The organism is Pseudomonas sp. LM13 (genome assembly GCF_041381355.1).
In the GTDB taxonomy this organism is placed as follows: Bacteria; Pseudomonadota; Gammaproteobacteria; order Pseudomonadales; family Pseudomonadaceae; genus Stutzerimonas; species Stutzerimonas frequens.
In genome coordinates this window covers 22,004-43,550 of record NZ_JACBXH010000010.1, presented here as the reverse complement: position 1 = coordinate 43,550, position 21,547 = coordinate 22,004, and the positions used below count along the sequence as shown (strand labels likewise).

22 protein-coding genes are annotated in these 21,547 nt (G+C 62.3%); 10 read left to right on the top strand and 12 right to left on the bottom strand.

Annotation, left to right across the window (positions count from 1 at the left end; all coding sequences use genetic code 11):
* Positions 1 to 38: 38 nt before the first annotated feature.
* Entirely contained in the window at positions 39 to 818 is a 780-nt protein-coding gene (gene gloB / locus HZR81_RS09320; RefSeq protein WP_500127934.1) for a hydroxyacylglutathione hydrolase, read from the bottom strand.
* Between the two features lie 161 nt (positions 819 to 979).
* Between gloB and HZR81_RS09315 the strand changes: the two genes are divergently transcribed.
* The 7 genes from HZR81_RS09315 (at position 980) to nudC (ending at position 8,857) form a co-directional block, all read left to right on the top strand.
* Positions 980 to 1,750, top strand: coding sequence for a class I SAM-dependent methyltransferase (locus HZR81_RS09315; RefSeq protein WP_270053888.1), 771 nt, complete (start codon positions 980 to 982; stop codon positions 1,748 to 1,750).
* A gap of 34 nt (positions 1,751 to 1,784) precedes the next feature.
* On the top strand, positions 1,785 to 2,240 hold the full coding sequence (gene rnhA, locus HZR81_RS09310; protein WP_500127931.1) for a ribonuclease HI: 456 nt from the start codon (positions 1,785 to 1,787) through the stop codon (positions 2,238 to 2,240).
* A 14-nt stretch (positions 2,241 to 2,254) separates the two neighbouring features.
* Positions 2,255 to 2,980: a DNA polymerase III subunit epsilon gene (gene dnaQ / locus HZR81_RS09305; RefSeq protein ID WP_110776844.1), complete on the top strand. Its 726-nt coding sequence runs from the start codon at positions 2,255 to 2,257 to the stop codon at positions 2,978 to 2,980.
* Between the two features lie 84 nt (positions 2,981 to 3,064).
* Complete coding sequence (locus tag HZR81_RS09300; RefSeq protein WP_500127929.1) at positions 3,065 to 5,317, top strand: Orn/Lys/Arg family decarboxylase; 2,253 nt, start codon at positions 3,065 to 3,067, stop codon at positions 5,315 to 5,317.
* 177 nt (positions 5,318 to 5,494) lie between these two features.
* Complete coding sequence (locus HZR81_RS09295) at positions 5,495 to 6,307, top strand: crotonase/enoyl-CoA hydratase family protein (protein WP_102841007.1); 813 nt, start codon at positions 5,495 to 5,497, stop codon at positions 6,305 to 6,307.
* A gap of 37 nt (positions 6,308 to 6,344) precedes the next feature.
* Positions 6,345 to 8,027 (top strand): FimL-related protein, encoded by a 1,683-nt coding sequence (locus HZR81_RS09290; protein WP_500127926.1) that lies wholly within the window; start codon positions 6,345 to 6,347, stop codon positions 8,025 to 8,027.
* Positions 8,027 to 8,857 carry an NAD(+) diphosphatase gene (nudC, locus tag HZR81_RS09285; RefSeq protein ID WP_500127925.1) on the top strand — a complete coding sequence of 277 codons (831 nt, stop codon included), beginning with the start codon at positions 8,027 to 8,029 and terminating at the stop codon, positions 8,855 to 8,857. The genes HZR81_RS09290 and nudC overlap by 1 nt, the downstream gene beginning before the upstream one ends.
* Here the strand turns inward: nudC and HZR81_RS09280 are convergent.
* Positions 8,825 to 9,610 carry a TSUP family transporter gene (locus HZR81_RS09280; protein WP_267930535.1) on the bottom strand — a complete coding sequence of 262 codons (786 nt, stop codon included), beginning with the start codon at positions 9,608 to 9,610 and terminating at the stop codon, positions 8,825 to 8,827. The two genes, nudC and HZR81_RS09280, sit on opposite strands and share 33 nt — an antisense overlap.
* Before the next feature lie 192 nt (positions 9,611 to 9,802).
* Here HZR81_RS09280 and HZR81_RS09275 point away from each other — a divergent pair, with 192 nt between their 5' ends.
* Positions 9,803 to 10,450, top strand: coding sequence for a hypothetical protein (locus tag HZR81_RS09275; RefSeq protein WP_500127923.1), 648 nt, complete (start codon positions 9,803 to 9,805; stop codon positions 10,448 to 10,450).
* A 57-nt stretch (positions 10,451 to 10,507) separates the two neighbouring features.
* Here the strand turns inward: HZR81_RS09275 and HZR81_RS09270 are convergent, their stop codons facing one another.
* From HZR81_RS09270 to HZR81_RS09255, 4 genes are all read right to left on the bottom strand, one after another.
* The gene (locus tag HZR81_RS09270; RefSeq protein WP_102841012.1) at positions 10,508 to 11,275 is read right to left on the bottom strand and encodes an SDR family oxidoreductase; all 768 of its coding nucleotides are present in this window, start codon (positions 11,273 to 11,275) and stop codon (positions 10,508 to 10,510) included.
* A 56-nt stretch (positions 11,276 to 11,331) separates the two neighbouring features.
* Positions 11,332 to 12,399, bottom strand: a complete 1,068-nt coding sequence (locus HZR81_RS09265) for a phosphotransferase family protein (protein WP_500127922.1) — start codon at positions 12,397 to 12,399, stop codon at positions 11,332 to 11,334.
* 208 nt (positions 12,400 to 12,607) lie between these two features.
* On the bottom strand, positions 12,608 to 12,922 hold the full coding sequence (locus HZR81_RS09260) for an SCP2 sterol-binding domain-containing protein (RefSeq protein WP_003296758.1): 315 nt from the start codon (positions 12,920 to 12,922) through the stop codon (positions 12,608 to 12,610).
* A gap of 59 nt (positions 12,923 to 12,981) precedes the next feature.
* Positions 12,982 to 13,680, bottom strand: coding sequence for a histidine phosphatase family protein (locus tag HZR81_RS09255; RefSeq protein WP_500127920.1), 699 nt, complete (start codon positions 13,678 to 13,680; stop codon positions 12,982 to 12,984).
* 179 nt (positions 13,681 to 13,859) lie between these two features.
* On the opposite strand from HZR81_RS09255, the gene sohB reads away from it, so the two are divergent.
* Together sohB and HZR81_RS09245 are read left to right on the top strand one after the other, a co-directional pair.
* Positions 13,860 to 14,882, top strand: coding sequence for a protease SohB (sohB, locus tag HZR81_RS09250; protein ID WP_500127919.1), 1,023 nt, complete (start codon positions 13,860 to 13,862; stop codon positions 14,880 to 14,882).
* A 14-nt stretch (positions 14,883 to 14,896) separates the two neighbouring features.
* On the top strand, positions 14,897 to 15,889 hold the full coding sequence (locus HZR81_RS09245; protein WP_500127918.1) for a YhdH/YhfP family quinone oxidoreductase: 993 nt from the start codon (positions 14,897 to 14,899) through the stop codon (positions 15,887 to 15,889).
* A gap of 267 nt (positions 15,890 to 16,156) precedes the next feature.
* On the opposite strand, the gene HZR81_RS09240 is transcribed toward HZR81_RS09245, so the two are convergent.
* From HZR81_RS09240 to HZR81_RS09215, 6 genes are all read right to left on the bottom strand, one after another.
* Positions 16,157 to 16,657, bottom strand: coding sequence for a DUF934 domain-containing protein (locus HZR81_RS09240; protein ID WP_011913363.1), 501 nt, complete (start codon positions 16,655 to 16,657; stop codon positions 16,157 to 16,159).
* The gene (locus HZR81_RS09235; protein ID WP_500127916.1) at positions 16,641 to 18,299 is read right to left on the bottom strand and encodes a nitrite/sulfite reductase; all 1,659 of its coding nucleotides are present in this window, start codon (positions 18,297 to 18,299) and stop codon (positions 16,641 to 16,643) included. The genes HZR81_RS09240 and HZR81_RS09235 overlap by 17 nt, the downstream gene beginning before the upstream one ends.
* A 344-nt stretch (positions 18,300 to 18,643) precedes the next feature.
* Positions 18,644 to 18,859 (bottom strand): DUF2970 domain-containing protein, encoded by a 216-nt coding sequence (locus HZR81_RS09230; RefSeq protein ID WP_500127914.1) that lies wholly within the window; start codon positions 18,857 to 18,859, stop codon positions 18,644 to 18,646.
* Between the two features lie 145 nt (positions 18,860 to 19,004).
* The gene (locus tag HZR81_RS09225; RefSeq protein WP_500127912.1) at positions 19,005 to 19,535 is read right to left on the bottom strand and encodes an Hsp20/alpha crystallin family protein; all 531 of its coding nucleotides are present in this window, start codon (positions 19,533 to 19,535) and stop codon (positions 19,005 to 19,007) included.
* 148 nt (positions 19,536 to 19,683) lie between these two features.
* Positions 19,684 to 20,133: a hypothetical protein gene (locus HZR81_RS09220; protein WP_011913359.1), complete on the bottom strand. Its 450-nt coding sequence runs from the start codon at positions 20,131 to 20,133 to the stop codon at positions 19,684 to 19,686.
* A 28-nt stretch (positions 20,134 to 20,161) separates the two neighbouring features.
* A complete protein-coding gene (locus tag HZR81_RS09215) occupies positions 20,162 to 21,472 on the bottom strand; it encodes a leucine-rich repeat-containing protein kinase family protein (RefSeq protein ID WP_500127910.1) in 1,311 nt (436 codons plus the stop codon).
* Positions 21,473 to 21,547: the final 75 nt, after the last annotated feature.

The window sequence follows — 21,547 nt, the reverse complement described above, 5'->3', positions numbered from 1 at the left end:
AAGTTGACACGCCCCGTTTCGGGAACTTGTCGACCTTGTCAGAAACGATCCTTCCACGCGCGCAAAGCGGCGAAAACCGCGACTTCGCCGTCCAGCTGGCTGCCGCTGTGCTGGATCGCCGCCTGCCGTACCGTCTCGATATCGCTGCGCAGAAACGGATTGGTCCGGCGCTCGATCTCCAGTCGACTGGGCAGGCTGAAGCAACCGGCTTCGCGCAGCTGGGTCACCTCGCTGATGCGCTTGGCGATATCCGCATTGTTCGGCTCTACCGCCTGGGCGAAACGCAGATTGCTCAGCGTGTACTCATGCGTGCAATAGATCAGCGTGTGATCGGGGGCGCTGGCCAGTCGCTTCAGCGACTCGAACATCTGCTCGGGCGTACCTTCGAACAGCCGGCCGCAACCGGCTGCGAACAGCGTATCGCCACTGAGCAGCCAGGGCTGTTCTGGATCGGCATGAAAGTAGGCAATGTGTCCCAGCGTATGTCCGGGGACGGCAATGACCTCCAGGCGCTTGCCGAGCAGCTCGATGTGCTGGCCGTCACTTAGCGATTCGTCACGTGCCGGGATCTTCTCGGCGGCCGGTCCGTGAACACGTGCGCCGGTGTGTGCCTTGAGCCGTTCGACGCCGCCGACATGGTCGTGGTGGTGGTGAGTCACCAGAATGTCGCTCAGCTGCCAGCCGGGATGGGCCGACAGCCAGCCCAGCAAGGGCGCGGCGTCACCAGGGTCAACCGCTACGCAGCGCCGGCTGGCGTCGTCCTGAAGCAACCAGATGTAGTTGTCGGTGAAGGCGGGCAGGGCTTCGATCTTGAACATGGATGGGTCGCCAAGCGGATCACAAAGGCGCATCCTAGGACCTGTTCCCGCCGAGTCGCAAGCCGCGCCGGAAACGGGGGCGGGCTCTGGCAGTCCCAAGGAAATCTTGACCCTGATCGAACCCAGCGTCCTGCGAGTCCGCGGGCAAACGGAGCCGAGCGATGAACGAGCGACCGTCCACTCAGGCCAGCGACCATTGGCTGTCGATGATCAACCAGGCGTCCGACTGGTTTGCCGGCCCCTTGGGCCAGCAGCTGCTAGTACAGGAAAAGCAGGTCCTGTCTGACGAGCTGGCCCGTTGTTTCGGCAGCTATCTGGTGCACAACGGCCCATTTGCCGGCGAACCGGTGCAGCCGCAAAACATCAAACGTAGCGTTCGCCTCGGTGCACCGCTGCCGGGTGTGGAAATCCACTGCGAGGAACAGGCCTGGCCGCTCGGCGAACATGCCGCCGACGTGGTGGTCTTGCAGCACGCGCTGGATTTCAGCCTTTCGCCACACGGCCTCTTGCGTGAAGCAGCGCGTGGCGTGCGTCCCGGTGGGCACCTGTTGATCGTCGGCATCAATCCCTGGAGCGCCTGGGGGCTGCGTCATCTGGTGTCGCGCGAGGGCTTTCGCCAGGCCCGTTGCATTCGCCCGTCGCGGGTCGGTGACTGGTTGAACCTGCTGGGGTTCGCGCTGGAGAAACGCCGCTTTGGATGCTATTGTCCGCCGCTTTCCTCGAGCGACTGGCAGGCGCGATTGTCGCGTCTGGAAACCGTTGGGCAACAGCTGCAGGCGCCAACCGGCGGCTTCTATCTGCTGGTAGCGCGTAAGTTGATGATAGGCCTGCGGCCATTGCGCCAGGAACGTCGCGAGCGGATGGGCAAGTTGCTGCCGATGCCGGTAGCCAAGATCAGTCGCCGCGATGCCGAGCACCATCGGCTGCCGTAATGCCTGTCGCCGCCAGAATGAGTAAACAATCTACATGAGCGACGATTGGGTCGAGATTTATACCGACGGTGCCTGCAAGGGTAATCCTGGGCCCGGTGGCTGGGGCGCGCTGCTTGTGTACAAGGGCGTCAAACGGGAACTCTGGGGCGGTGAGCCGGACACCACCAACAATCGCATGGAACTCATGGCCGCCATTCGCGCGCTCGCCGAGCTGAAACGCCCGTGCAAGGTGCGGCTGGTGACGGATTCGCAGTACGTCATGCAGGGCATCAACGACTGGATACCCAACTGGAAGAAGCGCGGCTGGAAGACGGCGAGCAAGCAGCCGGTGAAGAATGCCGACCTCTGGCAGCAGCTCGACGAGCAGGTCAGTCGTCATGAAGTGAGCTGGCAGTGGGTTCGCGGACATACCGGGCACCCAGGTAACGAGCAGGCCGACCTGCTGGCCAACCGCGGTGTGGTTCAGGCCAAACGACAACCTATTGTGTAAGTGAGCGAAATGACATGCGCAGCGTAGTACTCGACACCGAAACCACCGGTATGCCGGTTGCCGATGGGCACCGGATCATCGAGATCGGTTGTGTCGAGGTCATCGGCCGCCGTCTGACCGGGCGTCATTACCATGTCTATCTGCAGCCCGATCGCGAGGTGGACGAGGGGGCGATCGCGGTTCACGGCATCACCAACGAATTCCTCACCGACAAGCCGCGTTTTCGTGACATCGCTGACGAGTTCTTCGAGTTCATCAAGGACGCGCAGCTGGTCATCCATAACGCGGCGTTCGACCTTGGCTTCATCAATAACGAGTTCGCCCTGCTGGGCCAGCAGGATCGCGCCGAGATCACCGACCACTGCACGGTGCTCGATACGCTGCTGATGGCGCGCGAGCGGCATCCTGGCCAGCGCAACAGCCTCGACGCCCTGTGCAAGCGCTACGGCGTGGACAACTCGGGGCGCGATCTGCACGGCGCACTGCTTGATGCCGAGATCCTCGCCGACGTCTGGCTGACCATGACGGGCGGGCAGACCAATCTGTCCCTGGCTGGCGATGGCGAAAGTGCCGATGGTGGCCGGCCGCAGCCCACTCCGATCCGTCGCCTGCCGGCTGATCGGCCGCGCACACCCGTGCTGCGGGCCAGCGATGAGGAGATCGCTGCACACCTGGCGCGCATGGCGGCGATCGAAAAGGCCGCGGGCGCAACGCCGCTTTGGACGCAACTGGACGGCTAATCGCCTTCCCGCTCGGTTTCAATGCGCTGTTCCTTTGCTGCGGACACTTCTACCCTGTAGGAAGACCGTCCGCAGAGAGTGCGCATGTATAAAGATCTGAAATTCCCCATCCTCATCGTTCACCGCGATATCAAGGCCGACACCGTTGCCGGCGAACGCGTCAGGGGCATCGCCTCGGAACTGGAGCGCGACGGCTTCAATATCCTGCCCACCGCCAGTTCCAGCGAGGGGCGCATCGTGGCATCGACCCATCACGGGTTGGCCTGCATCCTGGTGGCGGCCGAGGGAGCGGGAGACAATCAGCGCCTGCTGCATGACGTCGTTGAGCTGATTCGTGTCGCCCGGCGCCGCGCGCCGCGCCTGCCGATCTTCGCGTTGGGCGAGCAAGTGACGATCGAAAATGCGCCCGCCGAGGCCATGGCCGATCTCAACGAGCTGCGCGGACTGCTCTACCTCTATGAAGACACCGTGCCGTTTCTGGCGCGGCAGGTCGCCCGGGCGGCGCGCAACTATCTCGAGGATCTGTTGCCGCCATTTTTCCGCGCGTTGGTGCAGCACACCGGCGAGTCCAACTACTCCTGGCATACACCTGGCCATGGCGGCGGGGTGGCCTATCGCAAGAGCCCGGTCGGGCAGGCGTTCCATCAGTTCTTCGGCGAGAACACGCTGCGCTCGGATCTCTCCGTGTCGGTGCCGGAGCTCGGTTCGCTGCTCGATCACACCGGGCCGCTGGCCGCCGCGGAGGCGCGTGCCGCGCGTAATTTCGGCGCTGACCATACATTTTTCGTGATCAACGGCACCTCGACGGCGAACAAGATCGTCTGGCATTCGATGGTGGCGCGTGACGACCTGGTACTGGTCGATCGCAACTGTCACAAGTCGATCCTCCACGCGATCATCATGACCGGGGCGATACCGTTGTACATGAGCCCCACGCGTAACGAGTTGGGCATCATCGGGCCGATTCCGCTGGAAGAATTCACCCGCGAGTCGATCCAGGCGAAGATCGCCGCAAACCCATTGGCTCGCGGCCGGCCGCCGAAGGTCAAGCTGGCGGTGGTGACCAACTCCACCTACGACGGCCTGTGCTACAACGCCAACCTGATCAAGCGCACCCTGGCCGACAACGTCGAGGTGCTGCATTTCGACGAGGCCTGGTACGCCTACGCGGCATTCCATGAGTTCTACGATGGACGTTACGGCATGGATACCCGCGAGCAGGGGCCGCTGGTCTTCACCACCCATTCGACGCACAAGCTGCTGGCCGCCTTTAGCCAGGCCTCGATGATTCACGTGCTCGACAGCCAGACCCGGCAGCTGGACCGTGATCGCTTCAACGAAGCCTTCATGATGCACATCTCCACTTCGCCGCAGTACGGCATCCTGGCCTCGCTCGACGTGGCTTCGGCAATGATGGAAGGGCCGGCGGGTCGCTCGCTGATTCAGGAAACCTTCGACGAAGCCCTGAGCTTCCGTCGTGTGTTGGCCAATCTACGCCAGCACATCGATCCGGACGACTGGTGGTTCAGTATCTGGCAGCCGCCGCGGGCCGACGGCGCCGATGAACTGGTAACGCGGGACTGGCTGCTGGAGCCGACCGCCGACTGGCACGGTTTCGGCGATGTCGCCAATGATTACGTGCTGCTCGACCCGATCAAGGTCACCCTGGTAACGCCGGGTCTCACGGCATCCGGCTCGCTGGGCGAGAGCGGAATACCGGCTGCGGTGGTCAGCAAATTCCTCTGGGAGCGTGGTCTGGTCGTCGAGAAGACCGGCCTGTACTCGATGCTCGTGCTGTTCTCCATGGGCATCACCAAGGGCAAATGGAGCACGCTGCTGACTGAACTGCTCGAATTCAAGCGGCATTACGACGCCAATGTCCCCCTGGTTGATGCATTACCTTCGATCGCTCGTAGTGGAGGGGCAACTTATGCCGGGATGGGATTGCGAGATCTCTGCGATGCGTTGCATGGCTGCTATCGCGAGAACGCGACGGCGCGGGCCATGCGGCGGATGTACACGGCGCTGCCGGAGCCGGCGATGACGCCGGCGCAGGCCTACGATGCGCTGGTTCGTGGCGAAGTCGAGGCGGTACCGGTCGATGAGTTGGAAGGGCGCGTCGCGGCGGTAATGCTGGTGCCGTATCCGCCGGGTATTCCGCTGATCATGCCGGGCGAGCGCTTCACCGGCGAGACTCGCTCGATTCTCGATTACCTTGTCTTCGCCCGCGATTTCGCCGAGCGCTTTCCTGGGTTCGATGCGGATGTCCATGGCTTGCAACACGAAGTGGGGGCCAGCGGCAGCGAATATACTGTCGACTGTATTCGCCGGGAATGAGCGGCCGTCGAGCGGCCCGTCTAGTACGGTACGAACAGGTCGCTCAACGGCGTGGTCTGTATCACATCGTCTGCAACCACATTCACTCGTCGTGACGCCAGTTGTTATAGTTGCCCACCGTCGTGCGGCTTGCCTCCGACACGATGCCCCTGCGCCCTTGCTGTCGAGGATGATAGCGTGACCGAATACAAAGCCTTCCGTGTAGAGTTGGCGGACAAGATCGCCCGGGTCGAGATCAACCGGCCCGAGAAGATCAATGCGATGGATGCCGCGTTCTGGACGGAAATCATCGATATCTTCAACTGGGTCGATGCCACCGACGAGGTGCGCGTCGTGGTCCTCAGCGGGGCCGGCGACCATTTCTCGTCGGGCATCGACCTGCAGCTGCTGGCCTCGGTCGGCAGCCAGCTGGGCCGTGATGTCGGACGCAACGCCGAGCAGCTGCGCCGCAAGATCCTGTCCCTGCAGGCCTCGTTCAACGCCGTCGACCACTGTCGAAAGCCTGTCATCGCGGCGATCCAGGGCTACTGCCTGGGTGGCGCCATCGACCTCATCTCCGCCTGCGACATGCGCTACAGCACGGTAGGCGCGAAATTCTCGATCAAGGAGATCGACATGGGTATGGCCGCCGATGTCGGAACCTTGCAGCGCCTGCCTCGCATCATCGGCGATGGCATGATGCGCGAGCTGGCTTTTACCGGTCGCACGATCGACGGTGAAGAGGCGCGCAGCATTGGCCTGGTCAATCGCACCTATGCCGACCAGCAGGCTCTGATGGATGGCGTGCTTGAGCTGGCCCGCGACATCGCCAGCAAATCGCCGGTCGCCATCCGCGGTACCAAGGAAATGATCCGCTACATGCGCGATCATCGCGTCGACGATGGTCTCGAATACATCGCCACCTGGAACGCGGCGATGCTGCAGTCGGCCGACATCAAGGTGGCCATTGCCGCTCACATGAGCAAACAGAAGCCGGACTTTGCCGACTGATGCGCCATCATACGTTTGCGCGGGAGGCGCACTAGGCATGGTTACTGGAGCAACTTCTCTCGGTCTGGTCCGTGACGAGCTTTTCGCCACCATGGAGGAGGCCGAGCAGAGCCTCGAGCATTTCATCATCGATCGCAACAACGGCGGCTTGTTGCAACAGGCGGTCGAGAATCTCAAGCAGGTACGCGGCACGCTCAACTTGATCGAGCTGACCGGCGCCGAACTCCTCGCACAGGAAATCCTGCAACTGGCCACCGACATTCCCGTCGGCGCGGGCGAAGACCGTGACGTTCAGCTCGCTGCGCTGAGCAACGCGCTCTATGTACTGCGCCGCTACTTGGAGAGTGTCGATGCCAGCCGCCAGGAGATTCCTGAGCTGTTGCTTCCGGCGATCAATGCGTTGCGTCAGGCCTGCACCCAGCCTCCGTTGCCGGAGAGCTTCTTCTTCAGCGTTCGGCTCGACCATGCGCGACCCGCGACAGAGGTGTCGCCGCGGCCGGGCGGCGCACCGGCGGCCGAAGCGCGGCGACTACGTCAGATGTACCAGGTCGGCCTGCTCGGCTTCATTCGCGAAGAGAACCTGCCTGCCAGCCTGAAGCTCATGGGCCGCGCGTTGTCGCGCCTCGATCACCTTTTCATCGAAACGCCAGCCAGTCGGCTGTGCTGGATCGGCAGCGCGGCCCTGGAATCTCAGCTGGATGGCCAGCTGTTGCCACGTAAGTCGCGCAAGCAGCTGTTCTCCAGGCTCGATCGTGAGCTCAAGCAGGTACTCGGCAATCCTGCGTACGAGGCGCCACGGAGCCTGCTGAAGGAGCTGTTGTATATCGTAGCGTTGGCCGACAGCAGAGGACCGCTCGCCAGCCAGGTGCGCCAGATCTTCTCGCTGAGCCCGCTGCCCTTTACCGACCATCTGCTTGAGGATGAGTCACAGCGCCTCGCAGGTCCCGGACAGGCTGTCATGCGCTCGTTGTCCTCGGCGATCCGCGAAGAATTGGCGAGCCTTAAAGATCTGTTGGATCTGATCGAGCGGGGCACCGCCCAGGTAGAGGCCTATTCAAACCTGCACAACCTGCTGGGCAAGCTGGCCAAGACCCTGGGCATGGTTGGTCTGTCCTCGGCAGCGAGCACGCTGCAGGCGCAACTTGGCGACGTGTCCGGCTGGAGCCTGGAACGCACGCCTGACCCCGAAGTGATCCAGCGTCTGGCCGACGCGGTGCTTTACGTCGAGAGCATGGTCGCCAGCCTGGAGCGCGGGGACCGGCGGGAGAACAAGCCTCAGGTCGCCCGGCCGGGCATGGAGGCGGAAGCGTTCGCCAACCACCAGCTGACCGAAGCCTGCATCGTGGTGATCGACGAGGCGACCGCAGGGCTGGCGCTGGCCAAGCGTGCCATCACCGCCTATCTCGAGTCGAACGGGGAAAAGCTGCATTTGGCCAACGTGCCGTTCAGTCTGCAGGCCGTCCGAGGCGGCTTGCGCTTCCTCGAACAGGAACGTGCCGCCGAGCTGATCGGTGCCTGTGCCGATTTCATTCAGAAACACATGCTCGAGTCGAACCAGATGCCACCCGAACAGCTGCTCGAGACCCTCGCCGACGCCCTGACCAGCCTCGAGTACTACCTTGAGGGTGGTGCCGTCCTGAGGCGCGATGATTCGCGCCTCAGTGTGCTCGATCTGGCCAGCGAGAGCGTACGCGCGCTGGGCATGCCGGTCGCCGCCTGATGAGTCTGCGCTGGCAGGCGGCGCTGCTCGACCCCTCGCTGGCGGGGGGCTGGGCGGTGGTGCATTGCCGGCAACAGTTTCTGGTCGACGACAGTGGCGTGCTGTTTCCACGGGACTGGCTCAAGCGTCTGGAGCTGCCGCTGCTGAGCGAGCAGGGACTCGGACATTTCGATGGCGAGCCGGTCTTTCTCTTCGAACTGGACTTTCCCGCTGAAGTGCCTGGTGCGCGTTGGCAGGGGCTGCGTCAGTTCATGCAGCAGGCCGACCAGGACCTGTTTCGCCTGCTCGGCTACGCCACGCAGATCGGCACCTGGGTCAGCCAGCATCGCTTCTGCGGCAGTTGCGGCTCGCGTATGCAGGCGCGACCCGGTGAGCGCGCCATGTACTGTCCAGCCTGTGGCGTTCAGCACTACCCACGGCTTTCGCCCAGCATGATCGTTCTGGTTACCCGTGGGGACGAGCTGCTGCTGGCGCGTTCACCGCGCTTCGCAGCCGGCGTCTACAGTACGCTGGCCGGCTACGTGGAGCCGGGTGAGTCGGTCGAGCAGTGTGTGGCGCGTGAAGTGCGTGAAGAGGTTGGGGTGGAAATTCACTCGCCGCAGTACATTGCCAGCCAGGGCTGGCCGTTTCCCCATTCCCTCATGCTCGGGTTCCATGCGGAATATGCCGGCGGCGAGATCGTCCCGCAGCCCGAAGAAATCGAGGATGCACGCTGGTTTCATATCGACAACCTGCCGGCGTTGCCCGCGCGCCAGTCAATCGCGCGCTATCTGATCGAGCTGTACCTGGCGCGTCGCCTAGGCCGCCCCGAACCAGTGCTGCCAGGCTAGGCGCAGGCTCATCGCCAGTACCACGAGGATGAACACCGGGCGTATGAAGCGAGAGCCGCCGCCGATGGCTGTGCGTGCGCCGAAGTAGGCGCCTGTCATCAGCGCCAGCCCCATACCGATCCCCAGTACCCAGGCGACATGCCCACCCACGATGAACACCGCCAGCGCCACGGCGTTGCTGACGAAGTTCATCGTTCGCGCCAGCCCACTGGCCCGCAACAGGTCGAGGGGATAGAGCAGCATGCTGCTGACGGTCCAGAAAGCGCCCGTGCCGGGCCCAGCGACGCCGTCGTAGAAACCGAGCGAGAGACTCTGCGGCCACTGCCGTCGACGACCGATTTCAGCTGCATCACCGGCAGCCTTCGCCGGCACTTTGCTGAACAGCAGGTAGATGCCGCAGGCGGACACCACTAGCGGCAGCAGCTGATTGAGCCAGCTTGCCGGCATGTATTGCGCGAGCAATGCACCGAGCGCTGCGCCAACGGCGGTGCCGAGCAGCGCTCGTCGCCACAGACCCGGCTCGAAAAGCCGGCGTCGGTAGAAGGTGTAGCTCGCGGTCGCCGAACCAAAGGTGGCGCACAGTTTGTTGGTCCCCAGCACCAGGTGCGGCGGCAGACCTGCCGTCAGCAATGCAGGAATCGTCAGCAGTCCACCGCCGCCGGCAATGGCGTCGATGAACCCAGCGGTGAAGGCGACTGCGAAAAGTAACAACAATGTAGATGGATCGAGTGCGAGCTCAAGTGCGAAGGGCATACAGGTCTCGCCGGGCAAAAAGGACAGCGGAGAATAATGCCGCGGTCGCGACCGCGGAAGTGGGCGTCAACTTGAACTATCAGAAGATCGACCAAGAACAGTACCGCCGCGTGACCGCCATCCCATGCCGGCTCTGGCTGCCCGGGCGGGGGCCGCGGATAATATCGCACCCAATGAAAAGGACGCTTGGTTATGCAATATCTTGGGCTTGCGATCGTGGTTGCCGTGCTGGCAGTGATCGTGTTGCTGGTGGCGCTGCGCTTGTTGCTGGGGGGGCAGTGGCTGATGGGCTGGCTGAGGGGCACCTGCGGCTTTCTGGCTCTCGCCCTTGCCGGTCTGATTGGCCTGATCGGCTACGACATGAGTACCTATGCGGCGCTTCCGGATGCGCGGGCGCTGGCGACCCTGCGCTTTCAGGCCGTAGGACCGCAGCGTTATGAGGTCAGCCTGGAACAGGAAAAAACAACCCGAACGTACGTGCTAGAGGGCGATCTTTGGCAACTCGACCTGCATGTGCTTCGCTGGAAAAGTCTCGCTGAGCTTATCGGGCTGGAGTCGGGCTACCGCCTGGAAAGACTCTCCGGACGTTACCTGGCGGTGGAACAGCAGAACCTGGCGCGTCATGCGCAGGTTGAGCTGAGTGAGAAGCTGCTGGGGGTGGATATCTGGCAGTCGCTGCAGCTGGAACGGCGCAACTTGCATTTCCTCGAGCCGCAAGTGTTACGCGTCGATTACATGCCGATCGCCGATGGCGCCAGCTATGCGGTGGAGCTTGCACCGACCGGCCTGCTGGCCAGGCCGTTGAACGCAGCGGCGACCGAAGCGTTGAAGAACTGGTAAGCGTGTAGATGACAAAAGGGAGCCATTCCGGCTCCCTTTTTCATTTGGCTGGTCGGATCAGGCCAGATAGCCGCCATCGACATTGAGCGACACGCCGGTGGTGTAGCTCGATGCCTCGCTGGCCAGGTAGAGCACAGCGCCGGCCATCTCGCTCGGCTGGGCAACGCGGCTCAGCGGAATGTGCTGCAGGGCCATCTGCAGGATCGAGTCGTTCTTGACCAGTGCCGAAGCGAACTTGGTGTCGGTCAGGCCGGGCAGCAAGGCGTTGCAGCGAATGCCGAACTGCGCGCACTCCTTCGCGAACGCCTTGGTCATGTTGATCACGGCGCCCTTGGTGATCGAGTAGATCCCCTGGAAGTTGCCTGGCGAAACACCATTGATGGACGCGACGTTGATGATGCTGCCGCCGCCGTGCTCGCGCATCAGCTTGCCGGCCTCGACGGACATGTAGAAATAGCCGCGAATGTTCACGTCGACGGTCTTCTGGAAGGCCGATACGTCAGTGTCCAGCACATGGCAGAACTGCGGGTTGGTGGCGGCGTTGTTGACCAGGATGTCGAGGCGGCCGAACTGTTCGCGGATCTGCGCGAACACCGCCTGAATCTGCTCCAGCTCGCCAATGTGACAAGCCACCGGGGTGGCCTTTCCGCCAGCTGCGACGATGGCATCGGCGACCGCCTGGCAGCCTTCGATCTTGCGGCTGGAGACGATTACGTGGGCGCCTTGCTGGGCGAGCAGTTTGGCGATCGCCTCGCCGATACCGCGGCTGGCGCCGGAAACGAAGGCGATCTTGCCGTCTAGGTCGAACAGGGTGGTCTTGGACATGGTCGTTCCTCTTTCTTGTTCGTTTCTGTGGCAGGCCACAGACGGATTGGGTGGGGTCAGAGCTTCGATTGCCCGATCACTTGCAGCGCCTTTTGCTCGAGAAGCTTGTTTATGTGGATGAACTGGGCAAAACGCTTGTCCTGGGTCTGGCCGTGATGGAAGCGGTAATAGATCTGTTGGACGATTCCGGCCAGGCGGAACAGGCCGTAGGTGTAGTAGAAGTCGATGCAGGGGATCTCGATGCCGGCGCGCTGGGCGTAGTAATCGACGAAGCCCTGGCGGGTGTGCATGCCGGGCAGGTGACTCGGCTGGCGGCGCATTGCCTGTATCGGCTGGGGATCGTCGGCTTCGATCCAGTAGGCCAGGGTGTTGCCCAGATCCATCAGCGGATCGCCGATGGTGGTCATTTCCCAGTCCAGCACGCCGATGATCTCCATCGGGTTGTCCGGATTGAGAATGACGTTGTCGAAGCGGTAATCGTTGTGAATGATCCCGGGTTTTGGGTGGTCGGCCGGCATCTTGTCCTTCAGCCAGGCCTTGACCGCTTCCCAGGCTGGCGCGTCAGGGGTCATGGCGCGCTCGTAGCGTTCGCTCCAGCCTTCGATCTGGCGCTTCACGTAGCCTTCCGGCTTGCCCAGATCGCCGAGCCCGCAGGCCTGGTAGTCGACGTTGTGCAGCTCGACGAACTTGTCGATAAAGCTCTCGCACAGGGCGCGGGTCTGGGACTCGTCGAAGTTCAGCTCAGGCGGCAGTTCCGAACGCAGGATGATGCCGTTGACGCGCTCCATCACGTAGAACTCGGCGCCGATCACCGATTCATCGGTGCAGTAGACATATGCCTTGGGACAGTAGGGGAACCCAGCGTTGAGCTGATTGAGAATGCGGTACTCGCGGCCCATATCGTGAGCGGACTTGGCCTTGTGGCCGAACGGCGGGCGGCGCAGCACCAGGTCCAGGCCGGGGTATTGCAGCAGGTAGGTCAGGTTCGACGCGCCGCCGGGGAACTGGGAAATCTGCGGTGTTCCGTCCAGTCCCGGGATATGTGCCTTGAGGTACTGGTCGATGACATCGGCGGGCAATTCCTCACCCGTGCGGACAGGGGTGCTTTGATCTGTAAGCGCCATTGTTATCCCTTCTGCTTATGTTTGGTGCCCAAGATGATTCAACAATCTAATGCCCGCGGTGCGTGAGACCAAGCGCAGCCGGCCGTTATTGGCCGGAGTGTTGGCTGTCAATCAAGCTGCCTGATTCGCTGTTCACGGCTGCATTCGGCATAAAAAAACCGAAGTCATGGACTTCGGTTTCTTGTGTCTCTCGACCGCCGACTGAGGCTCAGGCCGGGAAGAGCTCGCTGAGCTTCAGGGCCAGCATCATGTCGCCCTCGGCGCGCAGCTTGCCGCCCATGAAGGCCTGCATGCCGTCGGTCTCGCCGCTGACGATGCCCTGCATGGTTTCGCTGTCCATGATCAGGGTGACGTTGGCATCGCTGGACTCGCCCTGCTGCAGATCACAGGTGCCATCCTTGACGACCAGATAGTAGTTCTCGGCATCGGTGATATTGAACTGGAACACCAGATCCAGGCCGGCGGCGGCGCTGGGGTTGAACTTCGACTGCATGCCTTTGAAGGTTTCGGCGACGTTGCTCATGAGGGTTTCCTTTTTGCTCGTTATGGTTACACGCAGCTTTGGGCCGCTTGGGGCTGGGCTCATCTATGGGTGATGAGCTCCGGATTCTTTAGAAGTTGCAGGTGCGCATGACTGTTGAATGACGCGAGCGCGACGTCACGATCACGAAACTTCAGCAGGCTGAGCGACGTGTTGACGATCTGCCAGTTCATCTCGAAGGCCTTGATCGGCGGTACGCCAATGATCAGTTGCAGCAGCGCGGTAATGGTTCCGCCGGACGTGAAGATGGCGATGCGGTCGCGCTTGCCGGCTCGTTCGAGCACCCGTTCCAGGCCGCCGCGCACGCGATCAAGGAAATGCTGCCAGCTTTCCAGTTCGTCTTTCTCGTGCTCGCCGGAGATCCAGCGATGGACCACATAGGTGAAAAGTCTCTGGAAGTCGGCACGGTGATCGGCGGCATTGCGCAGGATATGTATGGCGTTGGGCTCGACCTTCAGCAGGTCGGGCAGGTGGGCGCGGATCACCGCGTCGGCATGGAATTCGTTGAAGGCCGCATCGATTTCAAGATCGGGTTGCGGACCGAGCCGCGCCAGGGTCGCTCTGGCGGTGTCCTGCTGGCGATCGAGTTCGCCACTGAGGCAGCGGTCGAAGCTCACGCCGAGTTGCGCCAGGTAATCGCCCAGCGCTTCGGACTGGCGATAACCCAGGGGGGAGAGCACGTCATAGTTTTCTGCGCCGAAAGACGCCTGACCATGTCTGATCAGGTAGATACTGCCCATGCTGCTGCTCCGGCCGGCACTGTTTTTTCGCGAGGGTAGGGACATCGTTCCGGAGTGTCAACGATAATTCGAACGTTTGTTTGAATTGCGCCGACTGGCTCAGCCAAGGGGCCATCGGTATGCTGGCGGCTCGGCGTCAAGAGCTGCGGCGAACGCCTGAAACTCATCGAGGGGGATACGTGGAATTTCTTGTCGACTACGCCAGCTTCCTGGCCAAGACCGTCACGCTGGTGGTGGCTATCGTGATCGTGCTCATCGCGCTCGCTTCCATGCGGCGCGGACGCAGCAAACAGGGTGGTGGGCATCTGGAGGTGCACAAGCTCAACGAATTCTACAAATCCATGCGCGAGCGCCTGGAGCAGGCGGTGCTGGAAAAGGACGAGTTCAAGGCGTTGCGCAAGCGTGAGGCGAAGGCGGCCAAGCAGACGAAGAAGTCGGAGACGCCCGCTCGGGTGTTCGTGCTCGACTTCGATGGCGACATCCGTGCGTCGGCGGTGGAAAACCTGCGCCATGAGATCACCGCGTTGCTGACCATGGCGACACCTCAGGACGAAGTGGTGCTGCGCCTGGAAAGCGGTGGCGGCATGGTTCACGGTTACGGTTTGGCCGCCTCGCAGCTGGTGCGCATCCGCGATGCCGGCGTGCCGCTGACGGTTTGCGTCGACAAGGTCGCGGCCAGCGGTGGTTACATGATGGCCTGCATCGGCAACCGTATCCTCACGGCGCCTTTCGCGATCCTCGGCTCCATCGGCGTGGTTGCGCAGCTGCCCAACGTTCATCGCTTGCTGAAGAAGCACGACGTGGACTTCGAGGTGCTCACCGCCGGTGAATACAAGCGCACGCTCACAGTGTTCGGCGAGAACACCGACAAGGGGCGGGAAAAATTCCAGGAAGACCTGGAAACCACGCACGAGCTGTTCAAGAACTTCGTTGCCCGCTATCGCCAGAACCTGTCGATCGACGATGTTGCGACGGGCGAGGTGTGGCTGGGGATCGCCGCACTCGGCAAGCATCTGGCGGATGAGCTCAAGACCAGCGATCAGTATCTCGCCGAGCGCGCGCAGGAGGCCGAACTCTTCCAGCTGCATTACATCCAGAAGAAGAGCTTGCCGGAACGTTTCGGCATGGCGGCCAGCACGATCATGGAGCACGGCTTGCTGAAAGGCTGGAGCCGGCTGAACGAACAACGTTTTTGGCAATGACAAGGGGAACCGCGATGAGCAGCTTCAAGGCACTACAAGTCAGCGAGACCGAAGGTGGCCGTTTCGAGTCGAAGGTCGTCGAGCGAACCACCGAAGACCTGCCCGCCGGTGAGGTGCTCATCCGGGTGCGTTATTCCTCGCTGAATTTCAAGGATGCGCTGTCGGCCAGTGGCAATCGTGGCGTGACCCGGGCCTATCCGCATACTCCGGGGATCGATGCCGCCGGTGTCGTGGCCTCGTCCAGCGTGGCCGAGTTCGCCGAGGGCGATGAAGTGATCGTCACCGGCTATGACCTGGGCATGAATACCGCCGGCGGCTTCGGTCAATACATCCGGGTTCCGGCCGCCTGGGTCATCAAGCGTCCGCAGGGGCTGTCACTGCGTGACGCGATGATACTCGGCACAGCCGGTCTGACGGCGGCGCTGTGTGTCGACAAGCTGGAACAGGCTGGTCTCGAGCCAGGAGACGCGCCGGTGCTGGTGACCGGTGCGACCGGCGGTGTCGGTAGCATTGCGGTGGCGTTGCTGGCCAGCCTCGGCTACAAGGTGGCTGCCGTGACCGGCAAGGCCGACCAGGCCGATTTCCTGACCCGCCTGGGGGCCACGCAGATCGTCGAACGTGCTGCATTGCAGGCCGGCGTGGACAAGGCCTTGCTGAAGGAGCAGTGGGGCGGGGCGGTGGATACCGTGGGCGGCGACATCCTGTTCAACGTGGTCAAGTCGCTGCAGCGCGGCGCCAGTGCCGCCTGCTGCGGTCTCACTGCCGGCACGCATTTCCAGGCCAGTGTACTGCCGTTCATCCTTCGCGGCGTGAACCTGCTGGGCGTGGACTCGGTGGAGATTCCGCTGGTGGTCAAGGCATCCATGTGGGACAAGCTGTCGTTGCAATGGAAGCTGGCCAACCTCGATGAGCTGGCCTATGAGATCGGTCTGGAGCAACTGCCGGAGGCCATCGAGCGCATCCTGGCGGGCGGTCAGGTCGGGCGCGTGCTGGTGCGTCTGGATTAAGGGCTGACGCAGCCTCGTCTGGTCAATCGGTACGATAGCGGCAATGAATTTCCTCGGGCGCTGTGTTTGGTCGAATCTATCGCCACTCCTGACCGCAACCGAGGAAATCGCTCATGAAAAAGCTCGCCGAAAAGATCAAACAGATCGCTTCCGGAAAAAAGACCGCTGCAGTGCCCGTGCCGGTCGAGCATCCGAACTTCTGGATGTATCAGTGACGCCAATGAAAAGCCCGCCAATTGGCGGGCTTTTCACTTGCTGGCGTTGTCGTCAGACCTGACGGCGACGGAACAGCGGGCGTTCGTCGTCGGCCGCGGCCTGATAGGTCACCGAAAAGTCCTTGAGACCTTCCAGTGCATCGACGGGATCGCGATCGGCGCGGATGGCGAAGGCGTCGAAGCCACAGCGGCGCATGTAGAACAGCTGGTCGCGCAGCACATCGCCGATGGCGCGGATCTCGCCCTTGTAACCATATCGTTCACGCAGCAGGCGCGCGCTGGAGTAGTGACGACCATCGGTGAAGCTCGGGAAGTTCAGCGCGATGACCTGGAAGTACTGCAGGTCGTCTGCGATATCCTCCACCTGCTCATGGGCATCGAGCCACACACCCAGGCCACCGTCACGGGCTTTGAGCGCATGGGCATGATCGAGCCACAGGTGCAGCGGCACGATCAGATCGTCGCTGTTGCACAGGTCGTCTAGGGTCTGCTCCTTGGGGAGCAGGTGCCAGGTTTCGTCGACCAGCTGGTCGTTCTTAATGATTCGCTGCATAGACGCGCTCCTTGAAGGGATCAATGCCGATGCGGCGGAAAGTATCGATGAACTGCTCATCTTCGGTACGCTGCTCCACGTAGACGGTGATGATCTTCTCGATGACGTCAGGCATCGCATCCTGGGCGAAGGACGGGCCGAGTATCTGGCCGAGGCTGGCGTCGCGGCCGGAGCTGCCGCCCAGCGAGACCTGGTAGAACTCGGCGCCTTTCTTGTCCACGCCGAGGATGCCGATGTGGCCGACATGGTGATGGCCACAGGCGTTCATGCAACCGGAGATGTTCAGGTCGATGTTGCCCAGATCGAACAGGTAATCGAGGTTGTCGAAGCGACGCTGGATGGCTTCGGCGATCGGAATCGACTTGGCGTTGGCCAGGGAGCAGAAATCGCCGCCCGGGCAGCAGATGATGTCGGTCAGCAGACCGATGTTTGGCGTGGCCAGGCCCAGTTCGCGCAATTCGTGCCACAGCTCGAACAGCCTGGCCTGTTCGACGTCGGCCAGGATCATGTTCTGCTCGTGGGAGTTGCGCACCTCGCCGAAGCTGTAGCGATCGGCCAGATCGGCGATGGCGTCGAGCTGCTTGTCGGTGACATCGCCCGGCGCAACGCCGGTTGTCTTCAGCGACATGGTGACTGCTGCGTAGCCGGGCTTCTTATGCGCGACCACGTTGCGCTGGCGCCAGCGAGCGAAACCGGGATGCTCGGCGTCCAGCTGGGCGAGGGCGGCGTCCTGATCCTGCAGAGCCTGGTAACGCGGATCCACGAAGAACTTGCTGACGCGCTGCACTTCGGCTTCGGTCAGGGTGGTCGGGCCGTCTTTCACATGCGCCCACTCGGCGTTGACGCGCTCGGCGAATACTTCCGGCGTCAGCGCTTTGACCAGGATCTTGATGCGCGCCTTGAACTTGTTGTCGCGGCGGCCGTATCGGTTGTAGACCCGCAGGATCGCATCGAGGTAGCTCAGCAGGTGCTGCCACGGCAGGAATTCATTGATGAAACTGCCGACGATCGGAGTGCGACCGAGGCCGCCACCGACCGAAACGCGGAAGCCCAGCTCGCCTGCGTCGTTCTTTACTGCTTCCAGTCCGATGTCGTGCACTTCGATCGCGGCGCGATCGCTCACGGCGCCGTTGACGGCGATCTTGAACTTGCGCGGCAGGAAGGCGAATTCGGGATGGAAGGTGGACCACTGACGGATGATTTCGCACCAGGGACGCGGGTCGATCAGTTCGTCGCGGGCCACGCCAGCGAACTGGTCGGTGGTGGTATTGCGGATGCAGTTGCCGCTGGTCTGGATGGCGTGCATCTGCACGGTGGCCAGCTCGGCGAGGATCTCGGGTACGTCTTCCAGCTCGGGCCAATTGAACTGCACGTTGGTCCGGGTGCTGATATGGGCATAACCCTTGTCGTAGCGACGGGCGATCTCGGCCAGCTTGCGCACCTGCGTCGAGGAAAGCAGACCGTACGGCACGGCGATGCGCAGCATCGGCGCATAGCGCTGGATGTACAGGCCGTTCTGCAGGCGCAGTGGGCGGAACTCCTCATCAGCGAGTTCGCCAGCCAAGAAGCGGCGGGTCTGGTCGCGGAACTGCCGGACCCGATCCTCGATGATGTGTTGGTCGTACTGATCGTAAACGTACATAAATGTCCTGTTTTCAGGCTGCAACAGCTTTCGCGCGCACGGCCGCGCACCCATTTAGGGAGGGCGGCACGATACCAGCTAGTTGTTATGCGCAAAAGTGATGTTTGGGAATATGTTTAGAACTAAACCAAGCGAAATGGACTTACGGCCGACGCACCTTGAGCAACCCCGATCCCTGGTCTTAACTGCGTGAAGAGAGGCTGTTGATCGAAGCTGTTAGAGGAGAAGTCACGTGAGAAATGACCAGCGCGACGACAGTGTAGTGGACGCCGCGGCTATATTTGCCTTGATCATGCTCGCCGTGGGTACGGCGATATTCTGGGTCAGTCACCAGTAGCCGTGGCCTATAGGCCCGCGAGGTAAAGCACGAGCTTCACCACGCCCAGTACGAACAGTACGAACAGTACGGTGAATCCGACGCCTAGGATGATGAAATGACTCGGCTTGCCGTGGCGGAAGTCTCTTGCCCGATTCTTGCCGCTCTGCACGCCTAATGCCGCAGCCAGCACGCTGCCGAGCATTTGCCGCAGTGTCAGGTTCTTTTCCTGCTCATCGTTCATGGCTGCCTCGGTTCAGGGTTTTCCGAAGTCTAGTCGAGCGATTCGAGGTTGCGGAGCGTAAGCAAATACCGATGAGGATCGCTGACCGCGCGGGATCAGCGAATAGAACAGGGCCGACAGAACTGGCAGCCGGCCCTTTTGCTGGTTATTCGGCCTTGACTGAGATGGTTTTCGCAGCGTCGCTGGTGCCGGGTTGCTTGGGCAGTGAAACGCGCAATACACCCTTGCCGAACTTGGCTTCGATCTGCTCGCGATCCACCCCGTCCGGCAGTGCGAAACTGCGCTGGAAACTGCCGTAGGAGCGCTCGGACAGGTGATAGCCGTCCTTGTCCTCCTTGTGTTCCTGGCGCTTCTCTCCCTTGATGACCAGGCTGTTGCCGACCAGCTTCACCTCGACGTCCTTTTCGTCCAGGCCGGGCAGCTCGGCGGTGATCTCGAACGAGTTTTCCTTCTCGACCACGTCCACCGCCGGCATACGGCTAGGACCGCCCTGCCAGAGAGGTGTGGTTTCAAGGCCATGGCGGCTGAACGGCAGATGCCAAGGCCGATCGAATTCGTCGAAGAGGCGGTCGACCTGTCGACGCAGGGTGTCGAAGGGGCACCATGGGTCTTGTGGTGCCGTCGGCACCTTCTTTTCATCCGTACTGACTGCAGGTTTGTTCGAAGCGTCGTTCATTTCACAAACTCCTGTAGAAGCTCGGGAAGGTCAGAGCGCATCTAGTTTTCTGCCAAAGCACGGATCGCGGTTTGATTCCGATCAACCCCGATCCACTCTGCGGACGCCATTCAGCGTTGCGCCCTGGCAATCGCCAAGACGCAGGCGGTCAGAGGCTCTCCTTGAACCAGTCCCAGAGTCCGAGGGAAAAATCGGGGAACAGATTGATGCCCAGCGCGGATTTGAGCAGGTAGAGGATTACCAGCCCGACCAGGGCGGAAAACAGCAGGAAGAGGGTCGCCAGCGCAGCCTTGGCGATCAGCGACAGGTTCTGCTGCGGGCGGGTCAGGTTGCGCTTGTTGCGCCCCGCGACGATCGCGAAATAGTAGTGATTGCGCCACAGCCGCACCGTGCCGCGCAGGTCGACCCGGTGCCTGACCCAGGAGCGTGCGCCGAACACACCGCGCAATGCCGCCAGCTGCTCCTCATTGAACGAATCGCGCAGGTGCTCGGGCAGCCGCTGCTTGAGTCCACGAACGAAGGGGTCCTGGTCCAGCGGAGTGTCGGCGTAGGGCTTGGGATAGGGCGAGCGCGGTTCGTCCGCTTCGGGTGAGGTCATGGCGGTGTAATCGCTCCGGTAATGCGCGTCAGAGCGCGGCGAGAAGGCTATGCAGGCGGTCGAAGTCCGGTCGCTGCTCGATGTCGTCGTTCAGGCAATGTCGTTGCAGATCCAGCAGGACATGCTGACGTGGATCGGTGTCCGGGCAGCGTTGCAGCAATTCTTCCAGCAGGCAACCGAAAGCACGGGCTTCGATGCGCTTGAGGCGTTGTCCGGCGGCGCTGTCGGGCTCGAAGAAGGAGGCCGCGCCGAAATCGCTGAGCAGGCAGGCGCCACTCGGATCGGCCAGCAGGTTGTGGGCATAGAGGTCGCCATGCAGGATGCCGCGGCGGTGCAGGTGAGCAACGGCGGACGCGACGCCGCTGGCGATGCTCAGGACCTGTTCGAGGCTGAAGCGCTGCTCGGCACCGTAGCTGTCGCGCGTGCAGCTGACCAGTGAGGGTGGCCCGGCCAGCGGCTGGAAGCCAGGGTCGACGAGATCCATCAGCAGACCGGGCGTCAGCTCTGCGTGGTCGGCAAGCGGGCCTGCGACGTCGATCAGATTGGCATGGCTGCCCGCCGCCACGCAGGCGGCCATCTCGCTATGGGGCAGGCCGTCGCTGGTGACGTGTCCCTTGAACAGCTTCGCCGCCATGGGTCGCGGCGCCTGGCCGGGCACCTGCCATTGCGCTCGGTGAATGACGCCGGAGGCTCCTTGGCCGAGCTGTTCATGCAGCATGACTTGCGCCCGAGCAATTGCCGGCAGCGAGTGGCGTGCAAGACTCGCGGCCTCGTTGGCGTCGCTGAAGGGGTTGCCGGCGAAGGCCAGCCAGCTCAGGCGCGGCAGTGTCAGCAGCCAGTCTGGCAGCAGCTGCAGGCGGTTGGCGGCGATGCGCAACAACTCCAGTTGGGTGCATTCGGACAGGGACAGCGGCAGGCTGGTCAGCCGGTTGCCGGCGAGCATCAGCTTCTGCAGCCTTCGGCAATTGGCGATCTCGGCGGGCAGGCTTTCCAGCTGGTTATCGGTAAGGATCAGCCAGCGCAGAGCCGGCGGCAAGGAATCGGCAGGCAGATGACGAATACGATTGGCCTTGAAGCCGACCATTTCCAGCTGCGGGCAATCGCCGAGGCACTCCGGCACCTCGGTGAACGGGTTGTCCGAGCAGAACAGGATCCGCAGCTTGCGCAGCCGGGATAGGTCGGCTGGCAGGCTGTCGAGCTGGTTGCCCGAGAGGTTCAGCACTTCCAGCGTATCGGCAAGGCCGAAGATCGCGTCGGGAAAGACGTCAAGGCCGGCGGAAAGATCAAGGCGGCTGATGCCGGCCAGTTCGCCACATTCGAGTTGTTCCAGGGTATGCATGCGGTGTTGCGCTTTCCTTGCTGAGATGAACACCGAAACGGCGTCTGCTACAGCGCTCCGACAGCCGTTGGCGAG

Coding starts and splice junctions, on each gene's coding strand:
- gloB (WP_500127934.1), bottom strand. CDS start 818: ATGTTCAAGATCGAAGCCCTGCCCGCCTTCACCGACAACTACATCTGG.
- HZR81_RS09315 (WP_270053888.1), top strand. CDS start 980: ATGAACGAGCGACCGTCCACTCAGGCCAGCGACCATTGGCTGTCGATG.
- rnhA (WP_500127931.1), top strand. CDS start 1,785: ATGAGCGACGATTGGGTCGAGATTTATACCGACGGTGCCTGCAAGGGT.
- dnaQ (WP_110776844.1), top strand. CDS start 2,255: ATGCGCAGCGTAGTACTCGACACCGAAACCACCGGTATGCCGGTTGCC.
- HZR81_RS09300 (WP_500127929.1), top strand. CDS start 3,065: ATGTATAAAGATCTGAAATTCCCCATCCTCATCGTTCACCGCGATATC.
- HZR81_RS09290 (WP_500127926.1), top strand. CDS start 6,345: ATGGTTACTGGAGCAACTTCTCTCGGTCTGGTCCGTGACGAGCTTTTC.
- nudC (WP_500127925.1), top strand. CDS start 8,027: ATGAGTCTGCGCTGGCAGGCGGCGCTGCTCGACCCCTCGCTGGCGGGG.
- HZR81_RS09280 (WP_267930535.1), bottom strand. CDS start 9,610: ATGCCCTTCGCACTTGAGCTCGCACTCGATCCATCTACATTGTTGTTA.
- HZR81_RS09275 (WP_500127923.1), top strand. CDS start 9,803: ATGCAATATCTTGGGCTTGCGATCGTGGTTGCCGTGCTGGCAGTGATC.
- HZR81_RS09270 (WP_102841012.1), bottom strand. CDS start 11,275: ATGTCCAAGACCACCCTGTTCGACCTAGACGGCAAGATCGCCTTCGTT.
- HZR81_RS09265 (WP_500127922.1), bottom strand. CDS start 12,399: ATGGCGCTTACAGATCAAAGCACCCCTGTCCGCACGGGTGAGGAATTG.
- HZR81_RS09260 (WP_003296758.1), bottom strand. CDS start 12,922: ATGAGCAACGTCGCCGAAACCTTCAAAGGCATGCAGTCGAAGTTCAAC.
- HZR81_RS09255 (WP_500127920.1), bottom strand. CDS start 13,680: ATGGGCAGTATCTACCTGATCAGACATGGTCAGGCGTCTTTCGGCGCA.
- HZR81_RS09245 (WP_500127918.1), top strand. CDS start 14,897: ATGAGCAGCTTCAAGGCACTACAAGTCAGCGAGACCGAAGGTGGCCGT.
- HZR81_RS09240 (WP_011913363.1), bottom strand. CDS start 16,657: ATGCAGCGAATCATTAAGAACGACCAGCTGGTCGACGAAACCTGGCAC.
- HZR81_RS09235 (WP_500127916.1), bottom strand. CDS start 18,299: ATGTACGTTTACGATCAGTACGACCAACACATCATCGAGGATCGGGTC.
- HZR81_RS09230 (WP_500127914.1), bottom strand. CDS start 18,859: ATGAACGATGAGCAGGAAAAGAACCTGACACTGCGGCAAATGCTCGGC.
- HZR81_RS09225 (WP_500127912.1), bottom strand. CDS start 19,535: ATGAACGACGCTTCGAACAAACCTGCAGTCAGTACGGATGAAAAGAAG.
- HZR81_RS09220 (WP_011913359.1), bottom strand. CDS start 20,133: ATGACCTCACCCGAAGCGGACGAACCGCGCTCGCCCTATCCCAAGCCC.
- HZR81_RS09215 (WP_500127910.1), bottom strand. CDS start 21,472: ATGCATACCCTGGAACAACTCGAATGTGGCGAACTGGCCGGCATCAGC.